The 15,065-nt window shown below is 71.6% G+C and carries 12 protein-coding genes; 6 read left to right on the top strand and 6 right to left on the bottom strand.

Annotated elements, in window-relative coordinates; genetic code table 11:
• Positions 1 to 23 precede the first annotated feature (23 nt).
• The 5 genes from ACIBVP_RS38570 to ACIBVP_RS38550 are packed head-to-tail and all read left to right on the top strand — an operon-like array spanning position 24 to position 5,645.
• Positions 24 to 1,613, top strand: coding sequence for an ABC transporter ATP-binding protein (locus ACIBVP_RS38570; protein ID WP_396111443.1), 1,590 nt, complete (start codon positions 24 to 26; stop codon positions 1,611 to 1,613).
• Positions 1,613 to 2,704 (top strand): ABC transporter permease, encoded by a 1,092-nt coding sequence (locus tag ACIBVP_RS38565; protein ID WP_396111558.1) that lies wholly within the window; start codon positions 1,613 to 1,615, stop codon positions 2,702 to 2,704. The genes ACIBVP_RS38570 and ACIBVP_RS38565 overlap by 1 nt, the downstream gene beginning before the upstream one ends.
• Positions 2,701 to 3,981 carry an ABC transporter permease gene (locus ACIBVP_RS38560; protein ID WP_396111442.1) on the top strand — a complete coding sequence of 427 codons (1,281 nt, stop codon included), beginning with the start codon at positions 2,701 to 2,703 and terminating at the stop codon, positions 3,979 to 3,981. Before ACIBVP_RS38565 ends, ACIBVP_RS38560 begins: the two co-directional genes overlap by 4 nt.
• 1 nt (position 3,982) lies before the next feature.
• The gene (locus tag ACIBVP_RS38555) at positions 3,983 to 4,372 is read left to right on the top strand and encodes a cytidine deaminase (protein WP_396111441.1); all 390 of its coding nucleotides are present in this window, start codon (positions 3,983 to 3,985) and stop codon (positions 4,370 to 4,372) included.
• Between the two features lie 4 nt (positions 4,373 to 4,376).
• Positions 4,377 to 5,645: a thymidine phosphorylase gene (locus ACIBVP_RS38550; RefSeq protein ID WP_396111439.1), complete on the top strand. Its 1,269-nt coding sequence runs from the start codon at positions 4,377 to 4,379 to the stop codon at positions 5,643 to 5,645.
• Positions 5,646 to 5,705: 60 nt separating this feature from the next.
• Here ACIBVP_RS38550 and ACIBVP_RS38545 read toward each other — a convergent pair whose 3' ends face one another.
• From ACIBVP_RS38545 to ACIBVP_RS38520, 6 genes are all read right to left on the bottom strand, one after another.
• Positions 5,706 to 6,998, bottom strand: coding sequence for a M20 family metallopeptidase (locus ACIBVP_RS38545; RefSeq protein ID WP_396111438.1), 1,293 nt, complete (start codon positions 6,996 to 6,998; stop codon positions 5,706 to 5,708).
• 171 nt (positions 6,999 to 7,169) lie between these two features.
• Positions 7,170 to 7,481 (bottom strand): hypothetical protein, encoded by a 312-nt coding sequence (locus tag ACIBVP_RS38540; protein ID WP_396111437.1) that lies wholly within the window; start codon positions 7,479 to 7,481, stop codon positions 7,170 to 7,172.
• Between the two features lie 64 nt (positions 7,482 to 7,545).
• Positions 7,546 to 8,430, bottom strand: a complete 885-nt coding sequence (locus ACIBVP_RS38535; RefSeq protein WP_396111436.1) for a DUF6183 family protein — start codon at positions 8,428 to 8,430, stop codon at positions 7,546 to 7,548.
• A gap of 65 nt (positions 8,431 to 8,495) precedes the next feature.
• Entirely contained in the window at positions 8,496 to 9,479 is a 984-nt protein-coding gene (gene meaB / locus ACIBVP_RS38530; RefSeq protein ID WP_396111435.1) for a methylmalonyl Co-A mutase-associated GTPase MeaB, read from the bottom strand.
• A complete protein-coding gene (scpA, locus tag ACIBVP_RS38525) occupies positions 9,463 to 11,634 on the bottom strand; it encodes a methylmalonyl-CoA mutase (RefSeq protein WP_396111434.1) in 2,172 nt (723 codons plus the stop codon). The genes meaB and scpA overlap by 17 nt, the downstream gene beginning before the upstream one ends.
• Complete coding sequence (locus ACIBVP_RS38520) at positions 11,631 to 13,115, bottom strand: methylmalonyl-CoA mutase subunit beta (protein ID WP_396111433.1); 1,485 nt, start codon at positions 13,113 to 13,115, stop codon at positions 11,631 to 11,633. Before ACIBVP_RS38520 ends, scpA begins: the two co-directional genes overlap by 4 nt.
• A gap of 87 nt (positions 13,116 to 13,202) precedes the next feature.
• Between ACIBVP_RS38520 and ACIBVP_RS38515 the strand changes: the two genes are divergently transcribed.
• On the top strand, positions 13,203 to 15,047 hold the full coding sequence (locus tag ACIBVP_RS38515; protein ID WP_396111557.1) for a serine/threonine-protein kinase: 1,845 nt from the start codon (positions 13,203 to 13,205) through the stop codon (positions 15,045 to 15,047).
• The last annotated feature ends 18 nt before the right edge of the window (positions 15,048 to 15,065 follow it).

Genomic DNA, 15,065 nt, shown 5'->3' with positions numbered 1-15,065 from the left:
CTTTCCTGTGAGGAAGGGTCTCCATGACCGACACCGAGGTCGACGCGGCGACCGACACGGACGCGCGACCCGTGCCCGCCGTCGTGCTCGCCGGCATCACCAAGCGCTTCCCGGGTGTCGTCGCCAACAGCGACGTCAGCCTGACCGTGAGAGCGGGCGAAGTGCACGCCCTGTGCGGCGAGAACGGCGCGGGCAAGTCCACCCTGATGAAGATCCTGTACGGGATGCAGCCCCCGGACGAGGGCACCATCGAGGTGAACGGCGAGCAGGTCCGCTTCAAGTCCCCGTCGGACGCGATCGCGGCGGGCATCGGGATGGTGCACCAGCACTTCATGCTGGCCGACAACCTGACCGTGCTCGAGAACGTGGTGCTCGGCGCCGAGAACATGTTCGGGATCGGCAGGCGCGCGCGGGCGCGGGTGCGTGAGCTGGCCGGCTCGGTCGGCCTCGAACAGGACCCGTCGACGCTGGTCGAGCGGCTCGGCGTGGCCGACCGGCAGCGCGTGGAGATCCTCAAGGTGCTCTACCGCGGCGCGCGGATCGTCATCCTCGACGAGCCGACCGCCGTGCTCGTCCCCCAGGAGGTCGACGAGCTGTTCGACACGCTGCGGACCATGCAGGCGGACGGCTACACGTTCCTCTTCATCTCCCACAAGCTCGACGAGGTCCGCGCGATCGCCGACTCGATCACGGTGATCCGCCGCGGCACCACCGTCGGCACGGTCGACCCGAAGACGGTCAGCTCCCGCCAGCTCGCCGAGATGATGGTCGGCTCCGAGCTGCCGAGCCCCGAGACCCGGACCTCCACGGTCACCGACAAGGAGGTCCTGCGGGTCGACGGCCTCGTGCTGGAGACCCCGGACGGCCGCCGCATCCTCGACAACCTGGACCTCGTGGTCCGCTCCGGCGAGGTGCTCGGCATCGCGGGCGTCGAGGGCAACGGCCAGACCGAGCTGGTGGAGGCCCTCATGGGCATCCGCAAGGCCGCGTCCGGCCGGGTGTCACTGAACGGCAGGAACCTCACCCGTGCCGGCACGCTGGCCCGCCGTGAAGCGGGCATCGGCTACATCCCCGAGGACCGCACCCGCCACGGCCTGCTGCTCACCGAGCCGCTGTGGAAGAACCGCATCCTCGGCTACCAGACCCGCAAGCCCACGTCGAACGGCGCGTTCCTCGACATCACGGGCGCCCGCCGGGACACGAAGCGGATCGTCGAGGACTTCGACGTCCGCACCCCCAGCATCGAGGTCACCGCGGCCTCGCTGTCCGGTGGCAACCAGCAGAAGCTCGTGATCGGCCGTGAGCTGTCCGGCGACCCGGTGCTGCTGATCGCCTCCCACCCGACCCGCGGCGTCGACGTCGGCGCGCAGGCCGCGATCTGGGACCACATCCGCAACGCCCGCGCCGCGGGCCTCGCCGTGCTGCTCGTGTCGGCCGACCTCGACGAGCTGATCGGTCTGTCCGACTCGATCAAGGTCATGCTGCGCGGCAAGTTCGTCGCCGACGCCGACCCCGCGACCGTCACGCCGGAGGACCTCGGGTCCGCCATGACCGGCGCCGGTGTCGTGGACTCCTCGGGCGTGCTGGTGACGGAGACTGGAGGTAACCCATGATCGCCCGGCTGCGTTCGTCGCTGCTGGCGCCCGTCCTCGCCGTCGTCTTCTCCGCGGTGCTCTGCGCGGTCGCGCTGCTCGCCTCGGGGGCGAACCCGGCGGAGGCGCTCGGCGTGATGATCGGCCACGTCGGGAAGGGCCAGGTCGCGGTCAACATCGTCAACTCGACGGCCATCTACATGCTGGCCGCACTGGCCGCCGCCATCGGGTTCCACATGAACCTGCTGAACATCGGTATCGAGGGCCAGTACCGGGTCGGTGCGCTGGTCGCGGCGATCGTCGGTGGCGCGCTCGTGTTGCCGCCGGTGCTGCACTGGCTGATGATCCTGCTGGTCGCGGCCGTCGCGGGCGCCGCATGGGCGGCACTGCCCGCGATCCTGAAGGTCACGCGCGGCGTGCACGAGGTGCTCTCCACGATCATGATGAACGCGATCGCGTTCGGTCTGGCCGCGTACCTGATCCGCCGCGACCAGTTCGGCATCCTGGTCGGCAACAACGTGTCGACCGAGCCGATCGCCGAGTCCGGCCAGGTGCCCGGCATCGACCTGGGGGATCGCGGCACGATCTTCGGGCTGGTGCTGCTCGCGGGCGCGGCGGCCGCCGTCTACGGCGTGGTGATGAACCGGACCCGGTTCGGCTTCGAGCTGAAGGCGTCCGGTCTCTCGCCGACCGCCGCCGCGGCCGGTGGCGTGAACGCCAAGAAGATGATCGTGGTGTCGCTGCTGGTGTCGGGTGCCGTCGCGGGTCTGGTCGGCATGCCCGAGATCCTGGGCCGCGACCACGCCTACACGCTGAACTTCGCGTCCGGCTACGGCTTCGCGGGCATCGGCATCGCGCTGCTCGGGCGCAACCACCCGGTGGGCATCGCGTTCGGCTCGCTGCTGTGGGCGTTCCTGGAGAAGGCGAAGGGCGCGCTCGACAACGTCGGGGTGCCGAGGGAGATCGCGACGATCATGCAGGGCACGATCGTGCTGTCCGTGGTGGTCGCGTACGAGATCGTGAAGCGCATGGAGCTGGCCGCCGAGCAGCGGCGCGTCGGCCAGGCCACGGGTGCCGCGATCGCGCCGACCGAGGAGGGCGCTGCGAAATGAGTATGGTCGAAGTGCAGCCCTCGACGCCCGCGGGCATGACGATGACGCCGCCCCCGCGCAAGCGGGTGCTGCCCGGGTGGGCGATCTTCGCGCTCGGCGTCGTCGCGGTGGTCGGCGTGCTCGCCACCACCTCCTACCTGACCGGCGAGCCCGCGCTGACGTCGTCGTCGACGATGCAGAACACGGTCACGCTGGGGCTCCCGATCCTCCTGTGCGGTCTCGGCGGCATCTGGGCCGAACGCTCCGGCATGATCAACATCGGTCTCGAGGGCATGATGATCCTCGGCACCTGGGGCGCGGCGTGGGCCGGTGTCCTGGGGCTCGGCCCGTACGGGTCGGTGCTGTTCGGGGCGTTCTTCGGCGCGCTCGGTGGCGCGCTGCACGCGATCGCGACGGTGTCGTTCGGCGTCAACCACATCGTGTCCGGTGTGGCGATCAACCTGCTCGGCGCCGGGGTCGCGAAGTACCTGTCGACGCTGATCTTCCAGCCGCTGTCGGACAACCCGCGTGACTCGCCGCCGATCGAGCGGTTCGACACGTTCTCCGCCCCGGGCCTGTCCGACTGGCTCGGCGAGCTGGAGGCGGAGCAGCGCGCGGTGATCTCCGACGTCGCGGGTCTGCTGCGCGGACTGGTGACGCGCGTGTCGCCGATGCTGATCATCGGGATCCTGCTGGTGTTCGCGACCTACCTGGTGCTGTGGCACAGCCGGTTCGGCCTGCGGCTGCGGTCGTGCGGCGAGAACCCGGTGGCCGCCGAGTCGCTCGGGGTGAACGTCTACCTGCACAAGTACATCGCGGTCATCGCCTCGGGAGCGCTGGCGGGCATCGGTGGTGCCGCGCTGGTGCTCGGCTCGAGCCCGTCGATCTACTCGGAGGGCCAGACCGCGAACCGCGGCTTCATCGGCCTCGCCGCGATGATCTTCGGCAACTGGCGGCCGGGTGGCACGCTCGCCGGCGCGGGCCTGTTCGGCTACGCGGACGGCCTGCGGCTGTCGTCGGGGCCGGAGACGGTGCACGCGCTGCTGTACGCGGCGGTGATCTGCGCCGGGCTGCTGGTGATCTGGCAGCTGTTCCGCCGCAAGTGGACGACGGCGGGCCTCGCCGCCGTGGGCGCGGTGGGCGTGTACGCGCTGTACTACGCGACGGACGAGCTGCCGACGGAGTTCCTGCCGTACACACCGCACATCATCACGCTGGTGGTGCTGGCCCTGGCCGCGCAACGACTGCGGCCACCTGCCGCCGATGGTGTTCCTTATCGGCGCGGCGAGGGGGACTGACGTGACCGGGATCGACTGGGAGACGTTGCGGGCCGCCGCCGTGGCGGCGGCACAGGCCGCGTACTGCCCGTACTCCGGCCTGCAGGTCGGCGCGGCGGCGGTGTGCGACGACGGCCGGGTCGTGACCGGCTGCAACGTCGAGAACGCCTCCTACGGCGTCGGCCTGTGCGCCGAGTGCACGATGGCCGGGCAGCTGCGGCTGACCGGCGGCGGCCGGTTCGTCGCGGTGGCGTGCCGTTCCGGTACGGGTGACCTGCTGATGCCGTGCGGCCGGTGCAGGCAGATCCTGTACGAGTTCGGCGGCCCGGACTGCCTCATGGACACCCCGGACGGCCCGCTGCCGATGTCGTCGGTGCTGCCGCACGCGTTCGGGCCGGCTGATCTACCGTGACACGGTGAACCACACGGCAGTCGACGTCATCAGGACCAAGCGCGACGGCGGTGTCCTGTCGGACGCCCAGATCGACTGGGTGATCGACGCGTACACCAGGGGCGAGGTCGCCGACGAGCAGATGTCGGCACTGGCCATGGCGGTGTTCCTGAACGGCATGACGTTCGAGGAGACGTCCCGCTGGACCCAGGCGATGATCGACTCGGGTGAGCGGTTGTCGTGGCCGGTTCCGACGGTCGACAAGCACTCGACCGGCGGTGTCGGCGACAAGATCACGTTGCCGCTGGCCCCGCTGGTCGCGACCTGCGGGGTCGCGGTGCCGCAGCTGTCGGGCCGGGGCCTCGGGCACACGGGCGGCACGCTGGACAAGCTGGAGTCGATCCCGGGCTGGCGGGCGCAGCTGTCCACCGAGGAGATCCGGGCGCAGCTGTCGTCGGTCGGCGCGGTCGTCTGCGCGCCCACGGAGGGCCTGGCCCCGGCGGACCGCAAGCTGTACGCGCTGCGGGACGTGACGGGGACGGTCGAGTGCGTGCCGCTGATCGCGTCGTCGATCATGTCGAAGAAGATCGCGGAGGGCGCCGGCGCGCTGGTGCTGGACGTAAAGGTCGGCTCGGGCGCGTTCATGCGGTCGCTCGACGACGCGCGTGAGCTGGCGTCGGCCCTGGTGGCGATCGGGACCGCCCACGGGCAGAAGGTGTCGGCGCTGCTGACGGACATGTCGGTGCCGCTCGGCCGCGCGGTCGGCAACGCGGTCGAGGTCGCGGAGGCCGTCGAGGTGCTGCGCGGCGGCGGGCCGTCGGACCTGGTGGAGCTGACGGTCGCGCTGGCGTCGGAGATGCTGTCGCTGGCCGGGGTGTCTGCGGACCCGGCGCGGGTGCTGGCGTCGGGGGCCGCCTACGAGACGTGGGAGCGGATGATCGCGGCCCAGGGCGGTGACCCGTCAGCCGACCTGCCGGCGCCGAAGCACGTGCACGTGGTCACCGCGCCCCGGGACGGGGTCCTGACCAGGCTCGACGCGCTGGGCGTCGGGGTGGCGGCGTGGCGCCTCGGCGCGGGGCGGGCGCGGAAGGAAGACCCGGTCCAGGCGGCGGCGGGCATCGTCTGCCACGCGAAACCGGGCGACCGCGTGACGGCGGGCGAGCCGCTGCTGGAGCTGCACACGGACACCCCGGACGCGGTGGACGGTGCGCTGGCGTCGTTGGACGGCGCGTACGAGATCGGCGACGAGCCGGTGGCTCGAACGTCGCTGGTGCTGGAGACGATCCGCGGCTGACGCACTGAAGGACCCCTTCCTCACGCTGAACGTGACGAAGGGGTCCTTCAGTGCGTTCGGTCAGGCCAGGGCGGCCAGGGCGGTGTGCGTCAGCACGCGGACCCCGACCAGCAGGGCGCGCTCGTCCAGCTTGAACGTCGGCTGGTGCAGGTCGGGCTGCGTGCCCTCACCGGACCAGACGCCGAGCCGGGCGAACGACCCGGGCACGTTCTCGAGGTACCACCCGAAGTCCTCGCCACCGGACGACTGCTTCGTCCCGGTGACGGCCTGCTCACCCAGCGCGGCCTCGACCCCGGCCCGGAGCACGGCCTCGGACTCGACGTCGTTCACGACCGGTGGCACGCCACGCCGGTGCTCCAGCTCGAAGCCGACCCCGGTGGGCGCCAGCAGCGACTGCACCAGGCCCGCCACCAGCGGTTCCAGGTCGGCCCACACCTCGTGGTCACCGGTGCGCAGCGTGCCGCGCAGCACACCGTCCTGCGGCACGGCGTTGGGCGCCTCACCAGCGTGGACGGCACCCCACACCAGCACCGTCCCCGAGCGGGGGTCGATGCGGCGGGACAGCAGCGCGGGCAGCCCGGTGATCACGGTGCCGAGCGCGTGCACGAGGTCCGCCGTCAGGTGCGGGCGGGACGTGTGGCCACCCGGCGACGTCAGGCGCAGCTCGAGCAGGTCGGTGGCCGAGGTGATGGCGCCGACCCGGGTGCCGACGCTGCCGACGCGCAGCCGGGGGTCGCAGTGCAGGCCGAAGATCGCGTCCACGCCTTCGAGGCCACCGGCGGCGATGACGTCGAGCGCACCGCCGGGCATGACCTCCTCGGCGTGCTGGAACACGAGTCGGACGCGGCCGGGCAGTTCGGGGGCGGACGCGAGGGCGAGACCGGCGCCGAGCAGCATGGACGTGTGCCCGTCGTGGCCGCAGGCGTGTGCGGCGCCGGGCACGGTCGACGCGAACGGCAGGCCGGTGAGCTCGGTGAGCGGCAGCGCGTCCATGTCGGCGCGGAGGGCGACGCAGCGGTCACCCTCACCGATGTCGCAGATCAGGCCGGTGCCGCTGTCGAAGACCTTCGGCTGGAGACCGGCCGAGGACAGCAGGCCCGCGACCATCTCGGTCGTGGTGTACTCGCGCCTGGACAGTTCGGGGTTGGCGTGGATGTGCCGGTACCAGGCGAGTACGTCCGGCGCGTTCAGCGTCAGCCAGTCGTCGAGCCATGCCGGCCCTCGTCCGGCTCCGATGTCATCCACACTGGGCATACTGACGCCCTCGCCGGTGATCAGCACGCCGGCCCCGTTCGCGGCAGCCGCTGGGCCGCCGTCCCTGGGCATGTCGGATCGCGAGTCGAGCACTGTCACGCGATCCTCCCAAGGTCCCGTGAGTGATTCATGATGTGGTCAATCCTGCACCATCCGCGGTGGTGGATCGCACGAGGTTTCCTGGTCTACCGATTGCCGGTACCACCGAAGCGCCGAACGGTGCGGCGGCTTCAGCCTCGCTAAACGATCACAGTCGGCCAGCGGCCGACGCTACTTCTTGGCTTTCTTCCGCCGGATGCTGCGGCCCCAGATCACGGCACCGATCAGCACTACCGACGCCACGCCCATGACGATCTTGCGTCGCGACTCCGCCCGGTCCGCCTCCGTCTCGGCGGGGTCGAGCTCCACGGTCGGCGCGCTCGGCGCGGTGGACGGCCCGGTCGGGGGCGGCGTCGGCTGTTGCCCGGCGACGAGCCCGTACTCGCGGTCGGAGGGGTAGGAGTCCGCGACCGCGTGCACCGGAAGCAGCGCCACAACGAGCCCCACGAGGGTCACGACGAGTAGTCGAACGGCGCTGCGCATGTGGCAAGCCTATCGACAAGGTGCACAGTCGATCAGCGGCCGTGTGGGTACAGATGCCGGATCGTCAGTCCTCGTCGGTCGCGGCGAGCACCGCGAGACCACGCCCACCAGCCCGCAGGCACAGCACGCCGAGGTCCCACTCCCGTCGCCGGAACCAGTCGTTCGCGGCATCGAACGTCCACCACGCACAGCCCTCGGCAACCCCGTCTGCCAGCGCTTTCACCGATCGCCACGCCGCGAGCCTGCCGTACGCGCCGCCCTGCCCGTGGTCGTACGCACCGCCGTTCGCGGCCGCGCCGAACAGCAGCGGCACCACGCCGGACAGAGTCGCGGCCCGCAACGCGAGCCCGTTGCCCGCGAGGCACTCCAGCCCGAGCGACTCGACCGTCCGGATGCCGACGTCGGCCGCCGCCAGCGGTGCGCCCAGCGTGAACACCGCCGCCTCGGCGCGCCCGTTCGACTCGGTCAGCCAGGTGGTGACGGCCGCCGTGGCGTCTCCGGGCGTGGTCCTGCGGGTCGCGGACGGCACCACACCGGCCGCCGTGATCAGCGCTGTCCGCGCACGCGGCGCCGCCCGTTCCCCGGGCAGCGGTTCGAGCGGCAACGCGCCGAGCGGGTGCCCGGCCAGCCGTGACCGCCACCCGGCGGGCACCGGCTCACCGCGCAGGACCAGCTCGTGCACCACGCACGCGCCCAGCTCCAGCGGCAGGTCCATCGCCAGCAGCGCCCGAGCGGGCTGTCCGGCCGCGAGCAGCGCCGCCGTCCGCCGCACCCGTTTCGGCGGCAGCGCACGGGCCAGGCGGACCACCGCCGCTGCCCGGTCGGCGCCCGGAGTGCCGGCCAGCAGCTGCTCCACGCGGTCGAAAAGGCCGGTCAGGTGCGGGAACTCGGCGAGCAACGCGTGCCCCAGCTCCTCCAGGCGCGCCACCTCGTCGACCCAGCCGTCCACCTCGGCGTAGTACGACCGGGCGTCGGCCCTCCCGCGCAGGTCGGACAGCAGAGTCTCGAGCGAGGTCAGTTCGCGAGCTCCTTCAGGATGCGTTCGGCGGCGAGCGTGGGGGTGAGCGTGCCGTCGGCGACCTGCTGTTCCAGCGACGGCGCGAGCGCACGCACGCCCGGGTGTTCGGACAGCCGGGTCAGCAGGGTGTCCTTCACCATCGTCCACGTCCAGTCGACCTGCTGCCGCTTGCGCTTCTCCTCCAGCGCGCCCGACTCCGACAACGTGGCGTGGTGGCGTTTCACCTGCTCCCACAGGGTGTCGAGCCCGGCGCCGGTCATGCCGCTGCACGTCAGCACGGGCGGGGTCCACCCGTCCGGCGACGCCTGCAGCAGCCGCAGCGCTCCCGACAGCTCGCGTGCCGCCTTGCGTGCGGGCATCTCGTGGTCGCCGTCGGCCTTGTTCACCGCGATCACGTCCGCCAGCTCCAGAACACCCTTCTTGATGCCCTGTAGCTGGTCGCCGGTGCGTGCGAGGGTGAGCAGCAGGAAGCAGTCGACCATGTTGGCGACCGAGATCTCCGACTGGCCGACCCCGACGGTCTCCACGAGCACCACGTCGTGGCCGGCGGCCTCCATCAGCACGATCGTCTCGCGGGTCGCCCGGGTGACCCCGCCGAGCGTGCCGGACGTCGGCGACGGGCGGATGAACGCCGACGGATCGGCCGACAGCCGCGCCATCCGGGTCTTGTCGCCCAGGATCGAGCCGCCGGTGCGGGTCGACGACGGGTCCACCGCCAGCACCGCGACCCGGTGACCGGCGCCGGTCAGCCGGGTGCCGAGCGCGTCGATGAACGTCGACTTGCCCGCCCCCGGCACCCCGGTGATGCCGACCCGGTGCGCGCCACCGGAGTGCGGCAGCAGCTCGACCAGCAGCCGCTGAGCCAGGGCCCGGTGGTCGGGCCGCCGCGACTCGACCAGCGTGATCGCCCTGGACAGCGTGCCGCGGTCACCCGCGAGCACACCCTTGGCGTAGGCCGCTACGTCAATGTCCCGCGGCATCGATGAGCTTCCGCAGCAGGTCGGTGGCCGCCTCGGCGATCACCGTGCCGGGCCCGAAGATCGCGGTCGCGCCGGACGAGTACAGCTCGTCGTGGTCCTGCGGCGGGATCACACCCCCGACGACGATGATGATGTCGTCGCGGCCCAGCGCCGCCAGCTCGTCGCGCAGCGCGGGCACCAGCGTCAGGTGGCCCGCGGCGAGCGAGTTGACGCCCACGATGTGCACGTCCGCCTCGACGGCCTGGCGCGCCACCTCCGCGGGGGTCTGGAACAGCGGGCCCACGTCGACGTCGAAGCCGAGGTCGGCGAACGCGGTCGCGATCACCTTCTGGCCGCGGTCGTGGCCGTCCTGCCCCATCTTCGCTACGAGGATGCGCGGGCGGCGGCCCTCCGCCTCGGCGAACTCGTCCACGACGCGGCGCGCTTCCTCCACATTGGACACAGCGCCGACCTCCTCGGAGTAGACGCCGGAGATCGTACGGATCTGCGCCGAGTGCCGTCCCCACACCTTGCCGAGCGCCTCGGAGATCTCGCCGACGGTCGCCTTCGCGCGCGCCGCGTCGATGGCGAGCGCGAGCAGGTTGCCGTCGCGGTCGGCGGCCGCCGTCAGCGCGTCCAGCGCACGGTCCACAGCGGACTGGTCGCGTTCCTCCCGCAGCCGCCGCAGCTTCTCGATCTGCTGCGCGCGGACCTGCGCGTTGTCCACCTTCAGCACGTCGATGTGCTCGTCGACGTCGACGCGGTACTTGTTCACCCCGATCACCGGCTGGCGGCCGGAGTCGATGCGTGCCTGCGTCCGCGCGGCCGCCTCCTCGATGCGCAGCTTCGGGATGCCCGCGTCGATCGCGCGTGCCATGCCGCCCGCGGACTCGACCTCCTGGATGTGGCCCCACGCCTTGATGGCCAGTTCGTGGGTGAGCCGTTCGACGAACGCGCTGCCGCCCCACGGGTCGATGACACGGGTGGTACCGGACTCCTTCTGCAGCAACAACTGCGTGTTCCGCGCGATGCGGGCGGAGAAGTCGGTCGGCAGGGCGAGCGCCTCGTCGAGCGCGTTGGTGTGCAGCGACTGCGTGTGGCCCTGTGTCGCGGCCATAGCCTCGACGCACGTGCGGATCACGTTGTTGTAGACGTCCTGCGCGGTCAGCGACCAGCCGGAGGTCTGGCAGTGCGTGCGCAGCGACAGCGACTTGTCGGACGTCGGCTCGAACTGCTTCACGAGCTTCGCCCACAGCAGCCGCGCGGCCCGCAGCTTGGCGACCTCCATGAAGAAGTTCATGCCGATGGCCCAGAAGAACGACAGGCGCGGCGCGAACGCGTCCACGGACAGCCCCGCGTCGACGCCCGCGCGGATGTACTCGACGCCGTCGGCCAGCGTGTACGCCAGCTCCAGGTCGGCCGTCGCGCCCGCCTCCTGCATGTGGTAGCCGGAGATCGAGATCGAGTTGAACTTCGGCATGTGCGCCGACGTGTGCGCGAAGATGTCGGAGATGATCCGCATCGACGGCTGCGGCGGGTAGATGTAGGTGTTGCGAACCATGAACTCCTTGAGGATGTCGTTCTGGATGGTCCCCGTGAGCTGTTCCTGCGCCACGCCCTGTTCCTCCGCCGCGACCACGTAGAGCGCGAGGATCGGCAGCACGGCGCCGTTCATGGTCATCGACACGGACATCTTGTCGAGCGGGATGCCGTCGAACAGCTGCCGCATGTCGTAGATGGAGTCGATCGCGACGCCCGCCATGCCGACGTCACCGGCGACGCGCGGGTGGTCGGAGTCGTAGCCGCGGTGCGTGGCCAGGTCGAACGCGACGGACAGGCCCTTCTGACCGGCCGCGATGTTGCGGCGGTAGAACGCGTTCGACTCCTCGGCGGTGGAGAACCCGGCGTACTGGCGGATGGTCCACGGCTGGTTGACGTACATCGTCGGGTACGGCCCGCGCAGGTACGGCACGATGCCCGGGTAGGTCGACAAGAAGTCGAGCCCGTCGGTGTCTTCACGGGTGTACAGGGGCTTCACGCCGATGCCTTCCGGCGTCTCCCACACCAGTGCGTCCGTGCCCTTGCCGGTGGCGTCCTGCACGGCCGCCTGCCAGTCGGCGGCGGCACCGGTGTCCGGCTCGCCCAGAGCGATCTCGGAGAAGTCGGGGATGGTCACGGCTTCGCCTCCAGTGCCGCCTCGAACGGTTCCGCGTACCGCACCCTCGGCAGGCCTCCGGAGGGGACGGCGGGTTCCGGTTCGCGGAGCAGCGGTTTCTCGTCCTTGTTCGGGAAGACGGTCACGCCGGTGATCGCCTCGTCACCCGCGTCGAGCCGCGCGGTCCTGGCCGCGCGGACGGCCGCGATCCGCTCCTCGACCAGGCCGGAGTCGAGGGCCGCGGCGATACCGCCCGCCTTCTCGACCTCCTGGAAGACGGACCAGCCCGCGTGCGCCAGCTCGTCGGTGTGCCGCTCGACGTACCAGGAGCCACCCGCCGGGTCGATCACCCCGGCGGCCCGCGACTCCTCCAGCAGGATCGACTGGGTGTTGCGGGCGATGCGGCGCGCGAACGCGTCCGGCAGGCCGATGGCCGCGTCGAAGGGCTGCACGGTGACCGCGTCCGCGCCGCCGACACCGGCGGCGAAGCAGGCGAGGGTCGTGCGCAGCATGTTGTTCCACGGGTCGCGGCGGGTCATCATCGTCGACGAGGTCACCGCGTGAATCGGCACGGCGGCCTGCGGCGCGCCGCAGACCTCCGCGACCCGCGCCCACATCCGGCGCGCGGCCCGCAGCTTCGCGATCGTGCCGAACTGGTCGGCGGTGGCGGCGAACCGGAACTCCAGCTGCCGCACGGCCCGGTCGACGGGCAGCCCAGCGTCGGTCAGCGCCCGTAGGTAGGCGACGGCGGTCGCGAGCGCGTAGCCCAGCTCCTGGCCGTCGGAGGAGCCCGCTTCGTGGTACGGCAAGGCGTCGACGACCACTGACCGCAGGTTCACGTACCGCTCGGCGACTCGTGTCGCGAGCGCGGCGGCGGCGTCGAGGTCGGCGGGGGTGCCGGTGCGGGCGCGGTGGCCGATCGGGTCGGCGCCGAGGTTGCCGAGCACCTCGCCCGGCCGCACGCCCTTTTCAGTCGTCTTGTCTCCGTGCACGGCCAGGAGCGCGTCGGCGGCGGCCACGAAGTCGGCGCCCGCGTCGAGGGTGACCGGGGCGAGGTCGACGTACACGTCGGCGAGCACGTCCGGCAGGGCGTCGACGGGCAGCCCGGCCTCGCCGACGACGAGCCACAGCGACGCGACACCGTTCTCCAGGTCGGCGAGCACCGCGCGGCGGGTGGTGTCGACGTCCGGGTGGGCGTGGCGCTGGCGGACGTCCCAGCCGATGGCGACCGCGCCGCGGACCGGTCCGACGGGACTGCTGCCTCTGGTGAACGGGGGGAGCCCGGGGAACCCGGCGTCGGGGGCCGTGTCGTCCGCGGTGTAGAGGGGCTGGATCGCGAAGCCGTCGTAGGTGGGGCTCGCGAGCAGGTCCTCGACGGCGCCGTCGTGGCTGTCGACGTCCACGCCTGACCTGCGCAAAACCTTGTCGACCATGGCCCGCCACCGGTCCTTGGTCGCCGTGTCGAACTCCGATGCCAGCCGCAGCTGGTCCGCCGAGGTCATACCCATCAATGTTACTGACCAGTCAGGTGAGCGCCATGGCGCGCGAGTGTGAGGCTGATCGCCGGGGAGCTGGTGATGGCGGGCACAATGTCGTGCGTGTCCAGCACTGGGGAGCGGGTCGTCGCCGGGCGCTACCGGTTGCGCCGGCAGCTCGGCCAGGGCGCCATGGGCACCGTGTGGGAGGCGTACGACGAGTTCCTCCACCGCACCGTGTCGGTGAAGGAGGTCCTCCTCCCGCCCGGTGTGCCCGACGAGCAGGCCGCCGAGCTGCGCGAACGCACGCTGCGGGAAGCGCGTGCGATCGCGGCGCTGTCGCACCCGAACGTCATCACGCTGCACGACGTGGCCCGCGAGGGCGGCGAGCCGTTCGTCGTGACCGAGTACCTGCTCGCGCACAGCCTCGCGACGTTGATCAACGTCCTGGGCCCGCTGCCCGAACAGAAGGCCGCGGCGATCGCGGACGCGGTGGCGGCCGGGCTCGCCGCCGCGCACCAGGCGGGCATCACGCACCGCGACGTCAAGCCGGGCAACGTGCTCATCGGCGTGGACGGCCAGGTGAAGCTGACCGACTTCGGCATCGCCCGCAACGTCTCGGAGGCGACGCTCACGAGCACGGGCATCATGCTCGGCTCACCGGCGTACATCTCCCCGGAGGTCGCCGCGGGCCGTGAGGTGACGCCCGCCGCCGACCTGTGGGGCCTGGGCGCGACGCTGTTCGCGGTGATCGAGGGCAGGCCCCCGTACGACGCGGACGGGGCCGTGTTGGAGACCGTCAACCAGGTCGTGCACGGCGACGTGCCCCGCCCGTCGGCCGAGGGGCCGCTCGGCGAGATCGTGGCCGCGCTGATGGTGAAGGAACCGGAGGAGCGGATCTCGCTGCGGGAGATGCGCAACCGCCTGCACCCGCTCCTGCCGCCGCCGAGCACCCCGCTGCTGACCGACGAGGACCTGGCCGCCCTCAAGGAGGCGGCCGACAATCCACAACCGGTGAGTAATCCACAACCGGCCGGTAACAACGAGGAATCGTCACCCCCCGCTGGTAGACTGGCACGGCGGGACGCCCCTGGGAACGGGTGGGGGTTGGGCAACGCGCGCGAGGCCGACGACGGGGGCGCGGAGGCCGCTCTCGCCGGGGCCGACGTCGAGACCGACACCGACACCGCGGCCACACCCTCGCTCGCCGCGGCGCCCGGACCGCTGCCCTTCGACGTCACCGTCCGAGAACGCGTCCCCCGCGAACGCGGCGCCGTCGCCACCGCGCTCGTCGCGTTCTTCTCCGTCCTGTTCTTCTTCGGCGCCGCGGCAGGCGGCTTCGCGCTCTCCCGTTACGTCGGCGGCGAGTCGATCATGCCGCCCACCCGCACCACCAGCCCTCCGGTCACCGTCCCCGCCGAGGACGACGCGGGCGCGCTCAAGGTCAGGACCGGCAACGCCGCCAGCACCACGCCCGCGCAGGGCGGCGGGTTCCAGCTCCCCGTGCCCAGCAACTGGGTCGAGTTCACCGAGGAGGTCAGCGGCGACGACCTGCCCAGCAGCACCCGCTTCTACTACGTGTCACCCAACGGCGCCGAGCTGCTGACCGTCGAGCGCATCGTCGGCTTCTACCCCGACCACGTGATCCCCGAGTACGTCGACCACCTGGTCGACAGCGCCCCGGACATCCTCATCGAACCGGTCGACATGCAGGAGATCCCCGGCCTCGGCCGTTCGCCCGAGATGGCGCAGGCACTGCACTACCGCACCATCACCAGCGCCAAGGACCTGGCACCCGGCGACCAGAACGCCCAGGACCTCAACCGCAGCACCTTCGCGCACCTGTTGCCCTACGCCGGTGACCTGTGGGTCGTGTCGATGACCGTCCCGGTCGAGCAGGAGGACTCCGGTCGCGAGCTGTTCGACCGCATCGCCAGGGACTTCCAGGTCACCGGCTGAGTGGTCGTATCCTCCCCG

Source organism: Actinophytocola sp. NPDC049390 (genome assembly GCF_044466355.1).
In the GTDB taxonomy this organism is placed as follows: Bacteria; Actinomycetota; Actinomycetes; order Mycobacteriales; family Pseudonocardiaceae; genus Actinophytocola.
The sequence above is the reverse complement of the archived record's forward strand: the minus strand, read 5'-3'. Positions and strand labels throughout refer to the sequence as shown.

Excerpts from the sequence above, each read along its gene's own strand:
- ACIBVP_RS38570 (WP_396111443.1), top strand. The coding sequence starts at position 24 with ATGACCGACACCGAGGTCGACGCGGCGACCGACACGGACGCGCGACCC.
- ACIBVP_RS38560 (WP_396111442.1), top strand. The coding sequence starts at position 2,701 with ATGAGTATGGTCGAAGTGCAGCCCTCGACGCCCGCGGGCATGACGATG.
- ACIBVP_RS38540 (WP_396111437.1), bottom strand. The coding sequence starts at position 7,481 with ATGCGCAGCGCCGTTCGACTACTCGTCGTGACCCTCGTGGGGCTCGTT.
- meaB (WP_396111435.1), bottom strand. The coding sequence starts at position 9,479 with ATGCCGCGGGACATTGACGTAGCGGCCTACGCCAAGGGTGTGCTCGCG.
- ACIBVP_RS38520 (WP_396111433.1), bottom strand. The coding sequence starts at position 13,115 with ATGACCTCGGCGGACCAGCTGCGGCTGGCATCGGAGTTCGACACGGCG.
- ACIBVP_RS38515 (WP_396111557.1), top strand. The coding sequence starts at position 13,203 with ATGTCGTGCGTGTCCAGCACTGGGGAGCGGGTCGTCGCCGGGCGCTAC.